Genomic DNA, 15938 nt, shown 5'->3' on the forward strand with positions numbered 1-15938 from the left:
AGACGGATATGGCGACCGAAGGACGGCTGAAGGCCTTCAACTTCAAGAAATGGATCGCGGAGAACGAGCACCTGCTGAAGCCGCCGGTCGGCAACAAGAAGGTGTTCGACGATGGTCAGATGACCGTGATGGTCGTCGGTGGCCCGAACCAGCGCGCCGACTACCATGACGACCCGGTGGAGGAGTTCTTCTACCAGCTCAAGGGCGACATGATGCTGAAGCTGGTCGACGACGGGAAGCATTACGACGTCACGATCCGCGAGGGCGACGTCTTCCTGCTGCCGCCGCATGTGCGCCACTCGCCGCAGCGCCCGCAGGAGGGCTCGATCGGGCTCGTGGTCGAGCCGGCCCGCCATGCCGACCAGGTCGACGGCTTCGAATGGTACTGCTTCGAGTGCAACGGCCTGGTGCATCGCATCGAGCTCAAGGTCGGGGATCTCGTGAAGGACCTGCCGCCGCTCTACGAAGCCTTCTTCGCCGACGAGAAGGCCCGCACCTGCAAGCAGTGCGGCGCCGTCCATCCCGGCCGGAAGCCGCCGGCCGGCTGGGTCGCGCTCTAAGGGACGACGAAGGCGCCGGCCCGCCCGGCGCCTTCATGGCACTTGCGCGCCGATCCGAAATTGTTTTAAGCTTAAAATAATATCGAACAATCCGACGCGAATGATCGGAGGAGGGGAACCATGCAGCACCGTAAATCAGTATGCCTGGGAGTGATGCTGGCCGCCGCCGTCGCCATGCCGGCGCTGGCCCAGCAGGCGCCGGTCAAGATCGGCATGGTCACGACGCTGTCGGGACCGGGCGGCTATCTCGGCCAGGACATCCGCGACGCCTTCAAGCTCGCTATCGACATGAACGGCGGCAAGCTCGGCGGCGCGCCGGTCGAGCTCGTCGTCGAGGACGACGCGCTGAAGCCCGGCCAAGGCAAGCAGATCGCCGAGAAGATGCTGAAGACCGACGGCATCAAGATCATGACCGGCATCGTCTTCTCGAATGTCGCCGGCGCGACCGTGCCCGATATCGTCGATGCCGGGGCGCTCTATGTCAGCCCCAATGCGGCGCCGTCGAATTTCGCCGGCAAGGAGTGCAACGAGAACTATTTCGTCGTCTCCTGGCAGAACGACAGCCTGCATGAGAGCGCCGGCCAGCACGCCACCAATCTCGGCTACAAGAAGGCCTTCATCCTCGCCCCGAACTACCAGGCCGGCAAGGATGCGCTCGCGGGCTTCAAGCGCATGTTCAAGGGCGAGGTCGTCGGCGAGGTCTATACCCGCCTCGACCAAACTGATTTCGCGCCGGAAATGGCGCAGATCCGCTCGGCCAATCCGGACGTCGTCTTCCAGTTCCATCCGGGCGGGCTCGGCATCGCCTTCCTGCGCCAGTACCAGCAGGCGGGCCTGCTCGGCAAAACCCCGATGGTGCTGGCCGAGCCCTCGCTCGATTCCACCACGCTGAAGGCGGTCGGTGACGCCGCGCTCGGCCTCAGCGTGACCTCGCACTGGAACACCGACTTCGACAACGCCTCGAACAAGGCCTTCGTCGAGGCTTTCACCAAGGCCTACAACCGCGTGCCGACCTATTACGCCAGCCAGGGCTACGACACCGCGCTCGCCATCGCCTCGGCGTTGAAGGCGACCGGTGGCAAGACCGACGTGCCGGCGCTGCGCAAGGCGCTGGCCAAGGCCGATTTCCAGTCGGTGCGCGGCGCCTTCAAGTTCGGCCCGAACCAGCACCCGGTCCAGGACTGGTATGCGCTCAAGGTCGAAAAGGGCGCGGACGGCACGCCGGTGCTGAAGACCTCGGGCAAGGTGCTGAGCAATCACAGCGACGCCTACGCCAAGGATTGCAAGCTCTGAGGCGGCGCGGCTTGCGCACTGACCACGACGACTAGGGCAACCCCTCTCCTGGAAGGAGAGGGGCAGGGGTGAGGTGTTCGGGAGAGACATCATGAGCCTGAACCCAACCACGCCGCTCGCGTCATTGGTTAAACGGCCTACACCTCACCCTGCCCTCTCCTTCCAGGAGAGGGTTCCCCGCGCCCTTGCCGGGGCTGCTCGGTTCCCGCAACCATGACCCTCGTTCTCGAACAACTGCTCAATGGCCTGCAGTTCGGCGTGATGCTGTTCCTGCTCGCTGCCGGGCTGACTCTGATCTTCGGCATCATGGGCGTGATCAACCTCGCCCATGGCTCGCTCTACATGGTCGGCGCCTATGCCGCCGCCTTCGCTGCGGCGCAGACCGGGTCGGTCGTCATCGCCATCATCGCCGGCCTCGCGGCGGCCGCCATCGTTGGCATGGCGATGGAGCTGTTCGTGCTGCGCCGGCTCTATGCCCGCGATCATCTCGATCAGGTGCTGGCGACCTTTGCGCTGATCCTGATCTTCAACCAGAGCGTGACCCTGCTGTTCGGGCGCCAGCCGCTCTTCGTCTCGGTGCCGTCCGTGCTCAACGGCTCGGTTCAGCTGCTGCCGGGGCTGACCTATCCGATCTACCGTCTGATCATCATCGCGGTTGGCCTTCTCGTCGCGCTCGGGCTCTACCTGCTGATCAATCGCACCCGCATCGGCATGCTGGTCCGGGCCGGCGCGACCCATCGCGAGATGGTCCGGGCGCTCGGCGTCGATATCCGCCTGCTCTACACCGCCGTCTTCGGGTTAGGGGCCCTGCTCGCCGGCCTCGCCGGGCTGATGGCCGGGCCGATCCTCGCCGTGCAGGTCGGCATGGGCGAGCAGATCCTGATCATGACCTTCGTCGTCGTGGTGATCGGCGGCGTCGGCTCGATCCGCGGCGCCTTTTTCGGCGCGCTGATCGTCGGGCTCGTCGACACCGTCTTGCGCGCCTTCCTGCCCGGCCTGCTGCGCCAGGTGATGGCCGGCTCGGAGGCCGATGCGCTCGGCGCCGGCCTGGCGTCGATGGGCATCTACATGCTGATGGCCGCGGTGCTGCTGGTGCGGCCCAAGGGACTGTTCCCTGCCAATGTCTGAGGACGCCATCACCCACACCGGCCCCAACACGCCGAGCACCGGTCGCGCGCTGATGCTGCTCGCATTGGCCCTCGGGCTGATCGCGCTGCCCTTCCTCGTCCAGGCGCTCGGCCAGCCGGCCTTGGTGCCGCTGGCGACCCGCGTGCTGATCTATGCGATCGCCGCCGCCAGCCTGAACCTCGCGCTCGGTTTCGGAGGGATGGTGTCCTTCGGGCACGCCGCCTTCTTCGGCATCGGCGGCTATGTCGTCGGCATCCTCTACCGCACCTATGTCGACGATAGCCTCTTCCTCGGCCTGATTCCGGGCACGAGCCAGCTCCTGATCACGCTGCCGGCCGCGATCCTGGTCGGCGGCCTGCTCGCTCTGCTGATCGGGGCGCTGTGCCTGCGTACCAGCGGCGTGCAGTTCATCATGATCACGCTCGCCTTCGCGCAGATGCTGTTCTTCCTGTTCGTCTCGCTGAAAGCCTATGGCGGCGATGACGGCATGACGATCCGCCGCCGCAACGAGCTCTTCGGCCTCAACACCCGCGACGACATCACCTTCTATTTCATCTGCCTCGCCGTCGCGGCGTTGGTGTTCCTGGCGCTCTGGCGCATCGTCGGCTCGCGCTTCGGCATGGTGCTCGCCGGTATCCGCCAGAACGAGCGGCGCATGGCGGCGATCGGCATCGCGCCCTATCGCTACAAGCTCGCCGCCTTCGTCATCTCGGGCATGGGCACCGGCCTCGCCGGCGCGCTGATGGCGAACTATCTCCGCTTTGTCAGCCCCGACATGCTGCACTGGACCAAGTCGGGCGAGCTGATGATCATGGTCATCCTCGGCGGCGTCGGCACCTTGCTCGGGCCGCTCTTTGGCGCCGCTGCCCTGGTCATCCTCGAGACGGTGCTGACGTCCTGGACCGAGCATTGGCAGCTCATCCTCGGCCCGATCCTGCTGCTGGTGGTCCTGTTCACGCAAGGCGGGCTCAACGGGCTGTTCAATCGGCTCGGTATCGGCAGGAGCGAGCGATGAGCCAGCCGCTTCTCTCGGTTCGCGGCCTGCGCAAGCGCTTCGGCGGACTGATCGCCACCGACAGCGTCGATCTCGACGTGATCGAAGGCGAGATCCACGCGCTGATCGGCCCCAACGGCGCCGGCAAGACCACGCTATTGACCCAGCTCTTCGGCGAGCTCAGCCATGACGAAGGCGAGATCAGGCTGGAGGGCGAGCCGATCGATGCGCTGGCGACGCCGCAGCGCGTCGGCCGCGGCCTCGCCCGTACCTTCCAGATCAACCAGCTGCTGCCCGATTTCAGTATGCTCGACAATGTCGCGCTCGCGGTGCAGGCGCGGCAGGGCCACAGTTTCCGCTTCTTCGCCGACGCTCGCCGCGACCGGGGTCTGCGCCAGCGCGCCCGCGAGCATCTGACCGCCGCGGGCCTTGCTAACCGGGCCGAGGTCAAGGTCGCCGATCTCTCGCATGGCGAGCAGAAGCAGCTCGAATTCGCCATCGCGCTCGCCTGCGAGCCGCGCCTGCTCCTGCTCGACGAGCCGATGGCGGGGCTCGGCCATGCCGAGAGCGAGCAGATGGTCGCGATGCTTTCCGGGCTGAAGGGGCGCGTCACCATGCTGCTGGTCGAGCACGACATGGACGCCGTCTTCGCGCTCGCAGATCGGATCTCGGTGCTGGTCTATGGCCGGATCATCGCGACCGGCACGGCGCAGGAGATCCGCGACAACGCCGATGTGCGCACCGCCTATCTCGGCGAGGGGGACGCCTGATGCTGAGCGTGCGCAACCTGCAATCGGCCTATGGTGCCAGCCAGGTGCTGTTCGATGTCGGCCTCGACATCGGCGAGGGCGAGGTCGTCACGCTGCTCGGCCGCAACGGCATGGGCAAGACCACGACGGTGCGCTCGCTGATGGGGCTGCTTGCGCTGAAAGGCGGCGAGATCAGCTTCGACGGCCGCGCGCTCAAGGGCAATACGCCAGAGGCGATCGCTCGCTGCGGCATCGGCCTGGTGCCGGAGGGGCGGCAGGTCTTCCCGACGCTCACCGTGCGCGAGAACCTCGTCGCCACCGCCGCCAACCGGCTCGGGCGCTCTTCGCCCTGGACGCTGGAGCGGGTTTACGCCCTGTTCCCGCGCCTTCAGGAGCGCGCCGGCCAGTCCGCCCGCACTCTCTCGGGCGGCGAGCAGCAGATGCTCGCGGTTGGCCGGGCGCTGATGACCAATCCCAAACTCCTCATCCTCGACGAGGCGACCGAGGGCCTGGCGCCGGTGATCCGCGCCGAGATCTGGCGCTGCATCGAGGCGCTGAAGGCGCAGGGCCAGTCGATCCTGCTGATCGACAAGAACATCGCCGTGCTCAAGCGCCTCGCCGACCGGCACTACATCATCGAGAAGGGGCGCACGGTCTGGTCAGGCTCCAGCAGCGATCTCGCGGCCAATGCGGAACTGGTGCATCGCTATGTCGGCGTTTGACAACGAGATCGTCGCGCGCAGCCTCGCAACCGACCCGGTCGAGGCCTTGCGGGACACGCTGAGCGATATCCTTGCTGGCCTCATCACGGCCGGCTGCGGCCCAAATCACCTGACCGGGATGGACTGGGAGAGCGCCGATCCCGCCGCCTTCCATCTCTCGCGCCATACGGTCGAGCTGGCCTATCGCGAGGTTTTCGCCGGCTTCCGGCCGCCGATCCGTCTGCGGCCCGGAACCGAGCCGGGCCTGACGATCCGAGCCCGCCACGCCTTGCCGCAGCCGCTACCCGACATCGAGGTCGAAGGCTATCCGCTGCGCGAGCTCGGCCGGCAGTACAGCCCGCGCCTGCAGGCCGACATGACCGCGCTGTTCCGGCAATGGAGCAAAGACGGCGCGGCTTTCCGCGCCGGCCATGGCGGGCTCGACCTCGCCTATGGCCCGGGCCGCTTCGAGACGCTCGATCTCTACCGCCCGGCCGGTGTCCCGCGCGCCCCGATCTTCGTCTTCATCCATGGCGGCTACTGGCAGGCCTCGGATAAGGTCCAGCATGCACAGTTCTCGCAAGGGTTGCTCGACGCCGGGTTTGCGGTCGCGCAGCCGAATTACGGGCTGGCGCCTGACACTCCGCTGGAGGGGAGTATCGCCCAGACCGTCGCGGCGCTGAATTTCCTCGTTCGCGAAGCCGAGGCGCTCGGCCTCGATCCGGCCCAGCTTCATCTCAGCGGCCATTCTGCCGGCGCCCATCTTGCCGCGATGGCATTGTGCGATCCTACGGCGCCGCCGGTGGCCTCGGCGCTGCTGCTGTCCGGACTCTATGATCTCAAGCCGCTCGGGCACCTGCCGCTCGGGCGCCTGCTCGGCCTCGACGATGGCGAGCGGGCAATGCGGGTCAGTCCCCTCGGCCAGCCCGGCCCCGCCGGCACGCGCCTCGGTTTCGCCGTCGGGCAGGGAGAGACCGAGGCGTTCAAGCGCCAATCGGCGAGGCTGGCGGCAGCCTGGCAGGCGCCGGAGCCGCTGATCTGCCCGGGGCACCATTTCAGCCTGCTCGAAGGGTTGAACGGCGGGGCGCTGCTCGATCTTGCCTTGCAGACGACAGGGCGCTGACCGGGCAAGCCCGGCGAGCGCGATCTGTGGCCCACATCGGCCTGCCCCTCCCGATGAAAGGCCGTCAGGCCCGGACGATGTCGCCCGAGCCTGACGGTGAGCATTTGTCTGAAGGTGAGGCGCCGCCTGCCTCTCGCTGGCTTACGCCTGGCTGGGCTGGGCCGCGACACCGACTAGCTGGTGCGGCGCGGCTGAGGCCAGGGGCTCGTCCTCGGCGAGGGGGAGCGGGGCTCCCGACAGTGCGGCGTCCAGCCTGGCCTGGTCGAGCTCGCCCTCCCAGCGGGCCATCACGACCGTCGCGACGCCGTTGCCGATCATGTTCACCAGGGCGCGGGCCTCGCTCATGAAGCGGTCGATGCCGAGGATCAGCGCCATGCCGGCGACGGGAATTGCCGGGACGACGGAGAGCGTGCCGACCAGGGCGATGAAGGAGGCGCCGGTGACGCCGGAGGCACCTTTCGAAGTCAGCATGGCCACCGCGAAGATCGCCAGCTGCTGGTGCAGGGAAAGGTCGGTGTTGGTCGCCTGCGCCACGAACAGCGCCGCCAGAGTCATGTAGATCGAGGTGCCGTCGGTGTTGAAGACATAGCCGGTCGGCACGACCAGCCCGACCACCGGCTTGGAGCAGCCGGCCCGCTCCAGCTTCTCCATCAGGCTCGGCAGCGCCGAGTCGGAGGAGGAGGTGCCGAGCACGATCAGGATCTCTTCCTTGATGTAGGCCAGGAACTTCAGGATGCTGAAGCCGGCCCAGCGGGCGATGAGGCCGAGCACGCCGAGGACGAAGATCAGGCTGGTCAGGTAGAAGGTCGCGATCAGCAAGGCGAGCGGGCCGAGCGAGCCGACGCCGTAACGGCCGATGGTGAAGGCCATGGCGCCGAAGGCGCCGATCGGGGCGAGCTTCATGATGACGTTGATCGCGCCGAAGACGAGATGCGCGCCGGCGTCGATGACATCGCGGACCGGCCGGGCGCGGTCGCCGAGATGCGAGAGCACATAGCCGAACAGGATCGAGATCAGCACCACCGGCAGGATGTCGCCCTTGGCGAAGGCGTCGACGACGGTGTTGGGGATGACGTTGAGCAGGAACTCGGTGACCGACTGCTCGGCGGCCTTGCCGGCGTAGGCCTGGACCGCCTTGGCGTCGAGCGCGGAAGGATGGGCGTTGAAGCCGGCACCGGGCCTGACGACGTTGGCGACGATGAGGCCGATGGCCAGCGCCAGCGTCGAGACCACCTCGAAATAGAGCAGCGCCTTGCCGCCGACGCGGCCGACCTTCTTCATGTCGTTCATGCCGGCGATGCCGGAGACGACCGTGCAGAAGATGATCAGCGCGATCACCATCTTGATCAGCTTGATGAAGCCGTCGCCGAGCGGCTTCATCTCGACGCCGATCGCCGGCCAGAAATGACCGAGCACGATGGCCAAGGCGATCGCGATCAGGACCTGGACGTAAAGGATGTTGTACCAGCGCTTGGCCGGCCGGGGTGTCGGGTGAGCTGCAGCCATTTGATCCTCCCTCGGCGCACGACGGCGCCGGCGCGGGCGGAGTTTCGCCCGCGTCTTGCTGTGGTTCTCGGGGGTAGGCGGTCGGCGTCTGCTGCCGCTGGCGTCAGGCCGGCGGCGTTGGCGGGAGCGGCATGATCAGGAGGATCGAGGCCTCCCGGTCGGTGTCGTTGCGGAGCTGGCGCCCTTCGCCGGGGGCGATCCGGCAGGAATCCCAGCGCCTCAGGCTGACCTCGTCCTGCCCGTTCGACAGGGCGACCTCGCCGTCGAGCACGACGTAGATCTTCTCGACCCCGGAGGCGTCGAGCGTCGTGCCGCCGCCGGGCGCGATGGTCGAGACGCCGAGCCAGACCGTGTCGGTCGGGCCGGCCTCGCGACCCTGGAGCCTGACCATGCGCATCAGCGCATGGCCGGGAGCGTCATAGGCCGGAGCCTCGTCGAAGCGGACGATGTGCATGTTCATCAGGCTCCCGGCACGAGCACGACGCGGTCGCGCGAGGATCCCATCACGGCCTGATAGGCGGCATGAGCGTCCGCGAGCGGGTAGATCGCGCTCGACTTGATCGGAAAGGGCTTCAGGAAGCCGCCGGCGAAGCCGGGGGCGAGGTCGCGCAGGATCGCGCCGGTTTCGATCGAGCTCAGCGAGATCGTGTCGATGCCGACATAGGTGTGGCGGCCCTTGTAGAAGGCGAGGATGTCGAAGGTGACGAAGCGGTCGACCACGGCGATGAAGATCGCTCGGCCGCCGACCGCCAGCGACTTCTGGCCGATCTCGTAGAAGGGGTCGCCGACCGTGTTGAAGACGATGTCGGCGCCCTTGCCGCCGGTCAGTTCGCGCACCCGGGCCGGGACATCGGTGTCGGCGGCGGAGATGACCTCGACCGGCGCGCTGGCGTGGCCGGCATAGGGCTCCTCGCGGCGCGTGACGCCGATCACCTTGGCGCCGCGCCAGCTCGCGATCTGCGCGGCGGCTTGGCCGACCTTGCCGTTGAGGCCGAGGATCAGCACGCTCTCGCCGGCCTTCGGCAGGCCGGCGCGGCGCAGGCCTTCCCAGGCCGTGACGAAGGGCACGCCGATCCCGGCGGCCTCCTCGACGCTGACCCCGGCCGGGACCTCGACCACGGCGTCGGCCTCGACGATCATATGGCTCGCCTGGGCGCCGTCCTGGCGGATGCCGAGATCGCCGGAGGAGCCGAAGACCTGCTTGCCGATCAGCGCGGCGGGACCGGCGACCACCGTACCGGCGAAGTCGCGGCCCGGGGTGCGCGGGAACACGGCATAGGGCATCAGCCCGGTCGCGGCCTTGGCGTCGGACGGGTTGACCGCCGCCGCCTGGATCTCGACCAGCACTTCATCGGCGGCGAGCGGGCGCAAGGGCCGCTCCTCAATCGGCAGCGCGATCTCGGCATAGGTCGCGGCCTTGGCATGGAGCCGCAGGCCGCGCACGGTCAGCGGCTGGTCGAGCGAGGCGTCGGCTTTCAGGCCGATGGTGTCGGAAGCGAGGGACATGGCGGTTCGATCCTGAATGAAAGGGTCACGCGACGTGCTTGGCCGCGGGGGCGTAGGCGGGCAGGCCGATCAGGGCGCGGGCTTCCGGGGGCGTGGCGATCGCGCCGCCGAGGCCCTCGACGATGCGCCGGGCCTTCTCGACCAGCGCGGCGTTGGAGGGGGCGAGGACGCCGTGGTCGATGTAGACTCCGTCCTCCAGACCGACGCGGACATGGCCGCCGGCCAGATAGGACAGCGCCACGCTCTGGAAGGCCGAGCGGCCGATGCCGATCGCGGTGAACAGCGCCCCCTCCGGCAGGAGGTTGCGGGCATAGAGCACCGTCTCGGGCGAGGGCTGGAAGCCGTAGCGCACGCCCATCACGAAGGAGGTGAGGGGCCGCGGCCGCAGCGTGCCGTCCTTGATCAGGTCGTTCAGCAGGGCGATGTCGCCGGAGTCGAACAGCTCGATCTCGGGGCGCACGCCGGCCTCGGCGATGACCTTGGCCATGCGCCGGACATTGCCGGGCGTGTTGATCACCACCTCGCCGCCGGAGTTCATGGTGTTGAGGTCGAGCGTGCAGATGTCGGGCCGCAGCGCCGCGACATGGGCGACGCGCTGCTCCGGCAGCATCAGCGTCGTGCCGGGGCCGGCGACCTTCGGATCCTGCTCCGAGGGGACGAAGCGTCCGCCCGGCCCGGTCGTCAGGTTGATGATCAGCTCGGGATTGCCGGCGCGGATGCGCGCGACCACCTCCTGATAGAGCGACAGCTCCATCGAGGGCCGGCCGGTCGCGGGATCGCGGACATGGATATGGGCGATCGCGGCGCCGGCCTCCGCCGCCTCGAGCGCGGATTCGGCGATCTGCTGCGGCGTGATCGGCAGATGCGGGCTCTGCTCCGGCTTGGTCAGGTTGCCGGTGATCGCGCAGGTGATGAAGACTTTCGGGAGGGGCGCACGCATGGCGACGTCTCCGTCAGAGCGCGCGGCCGCCATCGACCTGGACGATATGTCCGGTCGAGTAGCCGAGCATGGTGGCGCAGGCGGTGATGGCGGCGGCGATGTCGTCGGCCTCGCCGATCCGCTTCAGCGGCGTCGAGGCGCTGACCTTGTCGTTGAAGTCGCTGCCGCGGCCGGGGACGAACTCGGTGTCCACCACGCCCGGCGAGACTGCGAGCACGCGGACCTGCGGCGCCAGCACGCGGGCCAGCGCCTTGGTCATTACGTCGATGCCGGCCTTGGCGGCGCAATAGGCGATCGAGGAGCCGACCGCGGTGAAGGCGGCGATCGAGGAGATCGAGACCACCAGCCCGTCGCCGGATGCCTTCAGCATCGGCGCGAAGGTGCGGATGGTGGCGAACTGGCCGCGCCAGTTGACCTGCAGCATGCGGTCGATGAGCTCGTCCGTCAGCGCGTCGAGGTCGGCATGCGGGACCGGTTTGGTGTAGCCGGCGGCGTTGATCAGGATGTCGAGCCGGCCGTAGCGTGCCTGGATGGCGTCGCGCAGGGCGATCAGCGAGGGGGTGTCGGCGACATCGGCGACATGGGCGCTGTGACCATCGCCCAGCTCGGCGATCAGCGCCTTGGCGGCCTGCGTATCACGCTCCGTGTCGAGATGGGTGACGGCGATGGTGGCGCCGGCGGCGGCGAGCATGCGGCTGGTGGCGGCGCCGATCGCGCCGGCACCGCCGACGACGAGGGCGACCTTGCCGTCGAGGGACCGCGGATAGCGGCTGCGGGGCGAAGCGGCTGCGTCCGGCTGGGCGAGAGAAGACATGGCTGTCCCTTGTGTCTGAGCTGGTGTGAGGAAGCGGGGCTGGGCGGTCAGCGGATAGGCGGCACCGGGAGCTTGGCTTCGCCGGGCTCCATCACGAAGACGTAGTCGAAGAGGTACCAGGGGCCCTCGACATCGGGTTCGGGCGCCGGGCCTTCGCCCAGCCGGAAATCGCCGATGAGGTGGCGGGTCACGCCGAAGACGACGTCGCTTTCCAGATGCTGGTCGTCATCGACGAAGACCTGGGTGATCAGTGTCTTGTAGCCCGGCTTGAAGCCGAGGAAGTGCAGATGGGCGGGCCGGTAGGGATGGCGTTGCTGGGCCCGCAGCAGATCGCCCGCCGGGCCGTCGGTCGGCACCGGATAACCGGCCGGCTTCACCGAGCGGAACGAAATGCAGCCCTTGGCGTCGGTGGTGAACTTGCCGCGCAGGTTCATCTCGGCCTGGTCCGGATCCTGGTTCTCGTAGAGCCCGACCGGCGATGCCTGCCAGATGTCGACCTCGACGCCGGCGAGCGGGCGTCCCTCAGGATCGGTGAACCGGCAATTGGCGAAGAGCGCGGGGCCGGGCGTTTCCGATCGGATGATCGAGCCGCCATTGGCGGTGGCCGGCGAATGCATCCGCCAGAACGGGCCGAGCAGGGCCGCGGCGGTCTCAGTCGCGCCGTTCTGGCCGTTGTTCAAGAGGCAGACCAGCGTCGAGAAACCGATCACGTCGGAGAACAGCACGGCCTCGTTGTGGCTGTCATTCGTCGCCTGGCCGATGCGGTTGAGCGCGTCGAGGCCGAACTCGAACTCGTCCTCGGTCAGCTTCACCTCGCGGGCGAAGGCGTGCATGTGCCGGACGAAGGAGGCCATCACCTCCTTCAGGCGGGCGTTCGGGGCCCGCGACATCGCGTCGAGCACCACCGGTGTGACCGCGTTCTGATCCTCGATGATGTGGGAGCGGAGCGCCGGCTCCGCTCCCACGGCCGCTGCCTTGGCAGTCATTGTCGTTTCCTCCGTCAACTGCTGCTGTGCGCTGTTGTGCGATCGATTGCACGGAGAGTTATGCGATCGATTGCACATTGTCAAGCGAGCTGAATCATGGTTAGCTTCCGCTCGCGATGAGGATCTTGGAAACTCAATGAAATCAGCTGCATCCGCGGTCGCCCGCGGCGCGACCTTGCAGTCGATCGCGGAGGCGGCGGGCGTGCACCGCTCGACGGCGGCGCGCGCCCTCGATCCGGCGCAGGCGCACCGGATCTCGCCGGAAGTGGTCGAGAAGGTGCGGGCGGAGGCCCTGCGGCAGGGCTATCGCCGCGACGCGATCGCGGCCTCGTTGCGCACCGGGCGCTCGCGTCTGGTCGGCGTGGTGCTGCCCGATCTGGCGAACCCGGTCTTCGCGCCGATCCTCGACGGTGTCGGCGCGGCGCTGGCTGAGGCCGGCTATTCGATGCTGGTCGCCGATGGCGGCACCGATGCCGCCCGCCAGACTGCGATCGTCGAGGAGCTGATCGCGCGTCGCGTCGACGGGCTGGTGCTCGCCACGGCGCGGCGCAGCGATTCCGTCCTGACCGTCTGCCTAGACGCGGGCGTGCCGACCGTGCTGGTCAACCGCGCCGAAGATCTGCCGCGGGCCTCGAGCGTCGTCTCGGACGACATCTGCGGCATGCGGCTCGCGGTCGAGCACCTCGTTGGCCTCGGCCATCGCCGGATCGGGCATCTGGCCGGCCCCGATGGGCTCTCGACCGGCGTGCTACGGCGCCAGGGCTTCGAGGCGGCGATGCAGGCGGCGGGGCTCGATCCCGCGGCGATCACCGTCGCCGGGGCCTATAGCCGCGCGGAAGGGAAGGCGGCGACCGCCGCGCTGCTCGACGCCGTCCCCGGCCTGACCGCGATCGCGGCCAGCAACGACCTGCTCGCGCTCGGTGCCTATCTGGAGCTGGCGCGGCGGGGGCTGTCCTGCCCGGGCGACATCTCGATCGTCGGCCACAACGACATGCCGCTGGTCGACATGATCGCGCCGCCGCTGACAACGGTGCGGATCGCGCATGCGCAAATGGGCGAAGCCGCGGCCCGGCTGCTGCTGGAGCGGTTGGCCGATCCCGACGCCGAGATCTGTGCGAGATTGATGCCGGCCCAGCTGATCCTGCGGGGGTCGACGCAAGCGGTGCGCTGAGGGCGGCGCGGTCGGTTGTATCGGCGAGCGGCTGCGGGAGCCGGGGGAACAGGCCTGGTCTTGTCACGGGCGCGCAAGCTCGCCTCCGCGAATTCCGGCAAGGAATCGTTGAAACGGACAAGACATTGCGCGGCTCGGCGGCCAGCTTCCAGGGGCATGCCGGCCTTCCGGGGTTGAGGCGTTGCGCCCTTTGGCGGAGCGTTCGACGATGAAGATCTACCTGATGTCGCTCGGCGCCGGCCTGTTGGTCGGCGTCATCTACAGCCTGATAAGCGTGCGCTCGCCGGCGCCGCCGGTCGTGGCGCTGATCGGCCTGCTCGGCATTCTCATCGGCGAGCAATTGCCGCCGCTGCTGCGCGGCATCTGGGCGAGGGAGCCGGCGGCGCAGTCCTGGCAGCACCACGTCAAGCCGCATGTCTTCGGCCATCTGCCCCGCGGCGGCAAGCCGCCGGCCGAGGCGATCACGGATACAGAAAGGGAGCGCAGCTGATGCCGACACGGCGTACGATTCTAGGCGGCCTGGCTTTCCCGGGCCTTGCCTCCTCAGCCCTGGCCCAGGGGCAGCCCCAGCCAAGCGGAACTCCAGCGATGACCGCCGATCTCATTTTCAGCAACGGCCGTTTCACCACGCTCGACCGCAGCAAGCCGACCGCCAGCGCGGTCGCGGTCAAGGACGGCAAGTTCCTGGCCGTCGGCACTCAAGCCGAGGTCATGGCCCATGCCGGGCCGGCGACCAAGATGGTCGACCTCAAGGGCCGCAGCGCGCTGCCCGGCCTGATCGACAACCATCTCCACATCATCCGTGGCGGCCTCAACTTCAATATGGAGCTGCGCTGGGATGGCGTACGCTCGCTGGCCGACGCGATGAACATGCTCAAGCGCCAGGTCGCGGTGACGCCGCCGCCGCAATGGGTGCGCGTCGTCGGCGGCTTCACCGAGCACCAGTTCGCCGAGAAGCGCCTGCCGACGATCGATGAGCTCAACGCGGTCGCCCCCGACACGCCGGTCTTCATCCTGCATCTCTACGATCGGGCCTTGCTCAACGCCGCTGCCTTGCGTGCTGTCGGCTACAGCAAGGACACGCCGCAGCCGCCCGGTGGCGAGATCACCCGTGACGCCAACGGCAACCCGACCGGCCTTCTGCTCGCCCGGCCGAACGCCAACATCCTCTATGCGACGCTGGCCAAGGGACCCAAGCTCCCCCTCGACTACCAGATCAACTCGACCCGCCATTTCATGCGCGAGCTCAACCGGCTCGGCGTCACCGGCGCGATCGACGCCGGCGGCGGCTATCAGAACTACCCGGACGACTACGCCGTCATCCAGAAGCTCGCCGATGACGGCCAGCTCACCATACGCCTCGCCTACAACCTGTTCACGCAGAAGCCGAAGCAGGAGAAGGAGGACTTCCTCAACTGGACGAAGACCTCCAAGTACAAGCAAGGCAACGACTATTTCCGGCACAACGGCGCCGGCGAGATGCTGGTCTTCTCGGCCGCCGATTTCGAGGATTTCCGCGAGCCGCGCCCCGACATGGCCCCCGAGATGGAGGGCGACCTGGAAGGGGTCGTGCGCGTCCTCGCCGAGAACCGCTGGCCCTGGCGCCTGCACGCGACCTATGACGAGACGATCTCGCGGGCGCTCGACGTCTTCGAGAAGGTCGACAAGGACGTGCCGCTGAAGGGGCTGAACTGGTTCTTCGACCATGCCGAGACCATCTCGGAGCGCTCGATCGACCGGATCGCGGCGCTCGGCGGCGGCGTTGCCGTGCAGCACCGCATGGCCTATCAGGGCGAGTATTTCGTCGAGCGCTACGGCGCGGCGGCCGCCGAGGCGACCCCGCCGGTGGCGCGCCTGCTGGAGAAGGGCGTCAAGACCTCGGCCGGCACCGATGCGACCCGCGTCGCCTCGTACAACCCATGGGTCTCGCTGTCCTGGCTGGTCACCGGCAAGACCGTCGGCGGCCTGCGCCTGACGCCGCAGCGCAACTGCCTCGACCGCGAGACGGCGCTCAGGATGTGGACCGAGAACGTCACCTGGTTCTCGAACGAGGAGGGCAAGAAGGGCAGGATCGCGGTCGGCCAGTTCGCCGACCTGATCGTGCCCGACCGCGACTTCTTCGCCTGCCCCGAAGACGAGATCTCGTTCATCAGCGCCGACCTCACCGTCGTTGGCGGCAAGATCGTCTATGGCGCCCGCGATTTCGCTGGTGTCGACGAGAGCGCCCCGCCGCCGGCCATGCCGGACTGGTCGCCGGTGCGCACCTTCAAGGGCTATGGCGCCTGGGGCGAGCCGGACGGAGCCGGCAAGAACTCGCTGCGCCGCGCCGCCTTGAACAATTGCGGCTGCGCCAGCTCCTGCGGCGTCCATGGCCACGACCATGCCGGGGCCTGGTCGAGCAAGCTGCCGGTCGCCGACCTCAGGAGCTTCTGGGGTGCGCTCGGCTGCGCCTGCTGGGCGGTCTGAC

Annotated in this window: 16 protein-coding genes; 10 read left to right on the forward strand and 6 right to left on the reverse strand. The window is 68.2% G+C overall.

What is annotated here, in order from left to right:
* The first annotated feature begins 8 nt into the window (after nucleotides 1–8).
* The 7 genes from AC3WLC_RS07945 (at nucleotide 9) to AC3WLC_RS07975 (ending at nucleotide 6548) form a co-directional block, all read left to right on the forward strand.
* On the forward strand, nucleotides 9–560 hold the full coding sequence (locus tag AC3WLC_RS07945; RefSeq protein WP_493683393.1) for a 3-hydroxyanthranilate 3,4-dioxygenase: 552 nt from the start codon (nucleotides 9–11) through the stop codon (nucleotides 558–560).
* 120 nt (nucleotides 561–680) lie between these two features.
* On the forward strand, nucleotides 681–1853 hold the full coding sequence (locus tag AC3WLC_RS07950) for an ABC transporter substrate-binding protein (protein WP_493683394.1): 1173 nt from the start codon (nucleotides 681–683) through the stop codon (nucleotides 1851–1853).
* Nucleotides 1854–2066: 213 nt separating this feature from the next.
* Entirely contained in the window at nucleotides 2067–2981 is a 915-nt protein-coding gene (locus tag AC3WLC_RS07955; RefSeq protein ID WP_493683395.1) for a branched-chain amino acid ABC transporter permease, read from the forward strand.
* A 52-nt stretch (nucleotides 2982–3033) separates the two neighbouring features.
* Nucleotides 3034–3996 carry a branched-chain amino acid ABC transporter permease gene (locus AC3WLC_RS07960; protein ID WP_493684513.1) on the forward strand — a complete coding sequence of 321 codons (963 nt, stop codon included), beginning with the start codon at nucleotides 3034–3036 and terminating at the stop codon, nucleotides 3994–3996.
* Nucleotides 3993–4745: an ABC transporter ATP-binding protein gene (locus AC3WLC_RS07965; protein ID WP_493683396.1), complete on the forward strand. Its 753-nt coding sequence runs from the start codon at nucleotides 3993–3995 to the stop codon at nucleotides 4743–4745. The genes AC3WLC_RS07960 and AC3WLC_RS07965 overlap by 4 nt, the downstream gene beginning before the upstream one ends.
* Nucleotides 4745–5446, forward strand: coding sequence for an ABC transporter ATP-binding protein (locus tag AC3WLC_RS07970; protein WP_493683397.1), 702 nt, complete (start codon nucleotides 4745–4747; stop codon nucleotides 5444–5446). The genes AC3WLC_RS07965 and AC3WLC_RS07970 overlap by 1 nt, the downstream gene beginning before the upstream one ends.
* Nucleotides 5433–6548, forward strand: a complete 1116-nt coding sequence (locus AC3WLC_RS07975; protein ID WP_493683398.1) for an alpha/beta hydrolase — start codon at nucleotides 5433–5435, stop codon at nucleotides 6546–6548. The genes AC3WLC_RS07970 and AC3WLC_RS07975 overlap by 14 nt, the downstream gene beginning before the upstream one ends.
* A 141-nt stretch (nucleotides 6549–6689) precedes the next feature.
* Here the strand turns inward: AC3WLC_RS07975 and AC3WLC_RS07980 are convergent, their stop codons facing one another.
* The 6 genes from AC3WLC_RS07980 to AC3WLC_RS08005 form a co-directional block, all read right to left on the reverse strand.
* A complete protein-coding gene (locus AC3WLC_RS07980; RefSeq protein WP_493683399.1) occupies nucleotides 6690–8054 on the reverse strand; it encodes a dicarboxylate/amino acid:cation symporter in 1365 nt (454 codons plus the stop codon).
* 103 nt (nucleotides 8055–8157) lie between these two features.
* The gene (locus tag AC3WLC_RS07985; protein WP_493683400.1) at nucleotides 8158–8514 is read right to left on the reverse strand and encodes a cupin domain-containing protein; all 357 of its coding nucleotides are present in this window, start codon (nucleotides 8512–8514) and stop codon (nucleotides 8158–8160) included.
* Nucleotides 8514–9560, reverse strand: coding sequence for a quinone oxidoreductase family protein (locus AC3WLC_RS07990; protein ID WP_493683401.1), 1047 nt, complete (start codon nucleotides 9558–9560; stop codon nucleotides 8514–8516). Before AC3WLC_RS07990 ends, AC3WLC_RS07985 begins: the two co-directional genes overlap by 1 nt.
* A gap of 25 nt (nucleotides 9561–9585) precedes the next feature.
* A complete protein-coding gene (locus AC3WLC_RS07995) occupies nucleotides 9586–10500 on the reverse strand; it encodes a beta-keto acid cleavage family enzyme (RefSeq protein WP_493683402.1) in 915 nt (304 codons plus the stop codon).
* Between the two features lie 13 nt (nucleotides 10501–10513).
* A complete protein-coding gene (locus AC3WLC_RS08000; RefSeq protein WP_493683403.1) occupies nucleotides 10514–11314 on the reverse strand; it encodes an SDR family NAD(P)-dependent oxidoreductase in 801 nt (266 codons plus the stop codon).
* A gap of 47 nt (nucleotides 11315–11361) precedes the next feature.
* Nucleotides 11362–12300: a dioxygenase family protein gene (locus AC3WLC_RS08005; protein ID WP_493683404.1), complete on the reverse strand. Its 939-nt coding sequence runs from the start codon at nucleotides 12298–12300 to the stop codon at nucleotides 11362–11364.
* Nucleotides 12301–12436: 136 nt separating this feature from the next.
* Here AC3WLC_RS08005 and AC3WLC_RS08010 point away from each other — a divergent pair, with 136 nt between their 5' ends.
* The 3 genes from AC3WLC_RS08010 to AC3WLC_RS08020 all read left to right on the forward strand — a co-directional run bounded on the left by AC3WLC_RS08010 (nucleotide 12437) and on the right by AC3WLC_RS08020 (nucleotide 15937).
* Complete coding sequence (locus AC3WLC_RS08010; protein WP_493683405.1) at nucleotides 12437–13471, forward strand: LacI family DNA-binding transcriptional regulator; 1035 nt, start codon at nucleotides 12437–12439, stop codon at nucleotides 13469–13471.
* A 208-nt stretch (nucleotides 13472–13679) separates the two neighbouring features.
* The gene (locus AC3WLC_RS08015; protein WP_493683406.1) at nucleotides 13680–13961 is read left to right on the forward strand and encodes a DUF1427 family protein; all 282 of its coding nucleotides are present in this window, start codon (nucleotides 13680–13682) and stop codon (nucleotides 13959–13961) included.
* Nucleotides 13961–15937 carry an amidohydrolase gene (locus AC3WLC_RS08020; RefSeq protein WP_493683407.1) on the forward strand — a complete coding sequence of 659 codons (1977 nt, stop codon included), beginning with the start codon at nucleotides 13961–13963 and terminating at the stop codon, nucleotides 15935–15937. The genes AC3WLC_RS08015 and AC3WLC_RS08020 overlap by 1 nt, the downstream gene beginning before the upstream one ends.
* Nucleotide 15938: the final 1 nt, after the last annotated feature.

It is taken from the genome of Allobosea sp. GW821-FHT03A12 (genome assembly GCF_058986765.1).

Bases quoted from the DNA above. Each gene is read 5' to 3' on its own strand.
- AC3WLC_RS07945 (WP_493683393.1), top strand. From the start codon at position 9: ATGGCGACCGAAGGACGGCTGAAGGCCTTCAACTTCAAGAAATGGATC.
- AC3WLC_RS07950 (WP_493683394.1), top strand. From the start codon at position 681: ATGCAGCACCGTAAATCAGTATGCCTGGGAGTGATGCTGGCCGCCGCC.
- AC3WLC_RS07955 (WP_493683395.1), top strand. From the start codon at position 2,067: ATGACCCTCGTTCTCGAACAACTGCTCAATGGCCTGCAGTTCGGCGTG.
- AC3WLC_RS07960 (WP_493684513.1), top strand. From the start codon at position 3,034: ATGCTGCTCGCATTGGCCCTCGGGCTGATCGCGCTGCCCTTCCTCGTC.
- AC3WLC_RS07965 (WP_493683396.1), top strand. From the start codon at position 3,993: ATGAGCCAGCCGCTTCTCTCGGTTCGCGGCCTGCGCAAGCGCTTCGGC.
- AC3WLC_RS07970 (WP_493683397.1), top strand. From the start codon at position 4,745: ATGCTGAGCGTGCGCAACCTGCAATCGGCCTATGGTGCCAGCCAGGTG.
- AC3WLC_RS07975 (WP_493683398.1), top strand. From the start codon at position 5,433: ATGTCGGCGTTTGACAACGAGATCGTCGCGCGCAGCCTCGCAACCGAC.
- AC3WLC_RS07980 (WP_493683399.1), bottom strand. From the start codon at position 8,054: ATGGCTGCAGCTCACCCGACACCCCGGCCGGCCAAGCGCTGGTACAAC.
- AC3WLC_RS07985 (WP_493683400.1), bottom strand. From the start codon at position 8,514: ATGAACATGCACATCGTCCGCTTCGACGAGGCTCCGGCCTATGACGCT.
- AC3WLC_RS07990 (WP_493683401.1), bottom strand. From the start codon at position 9,560: ATGTCCCTCGCTTCCGACACCATCGGCCTGAAAGCCGACGCCTCGCTC.
- AC3WLC_RS07995 (WP_493683402.1), bottom strand. From the start codon at position 10,500: ATGCGTGCGCCCCTCCCGAAAGTCTTCATCACCTGCGCGATCACCGGC.
- AC3WLC_RS08000 (WP_493683403.1), bottom strand. From the start codon at position 11,314: ATGTCTTCTCTCGCCCAGCCGGACGCAGCCGCTTCGCCCCGCAGCCGC.
- AC3WLC_RS08005 (WP_493683404.1), bottom strand. From the start codon at position 12,300: ATGACTGCCAAGGCAGCGGCCGTGGGAGCGGAGCCGGCGCTCCGCTCC.
- AC3WLC_RS08010 (WP_493683405.1), top strand. From the start codon at position 12,437: ATGAAATCAGCTGCATCCGCGGTCGCCCGCGGCGCGACCTTGCAGTCG.
- AC3WLC_RS08015 (WP_493683406.1), top strand. From the start codon at position 13,680: ATGAAGATCTACCTGATGTCGCTCGGCGCCGGCCTGTTGGTCGGCGTC.
- AC3WLC_RS08020 (WP_493683407.1), top strand. From the start codon at position 13,961: ATGCCGACACGGCGTACGATTCTAGGCGGCCTGGCTTTCCCGGGCCTT.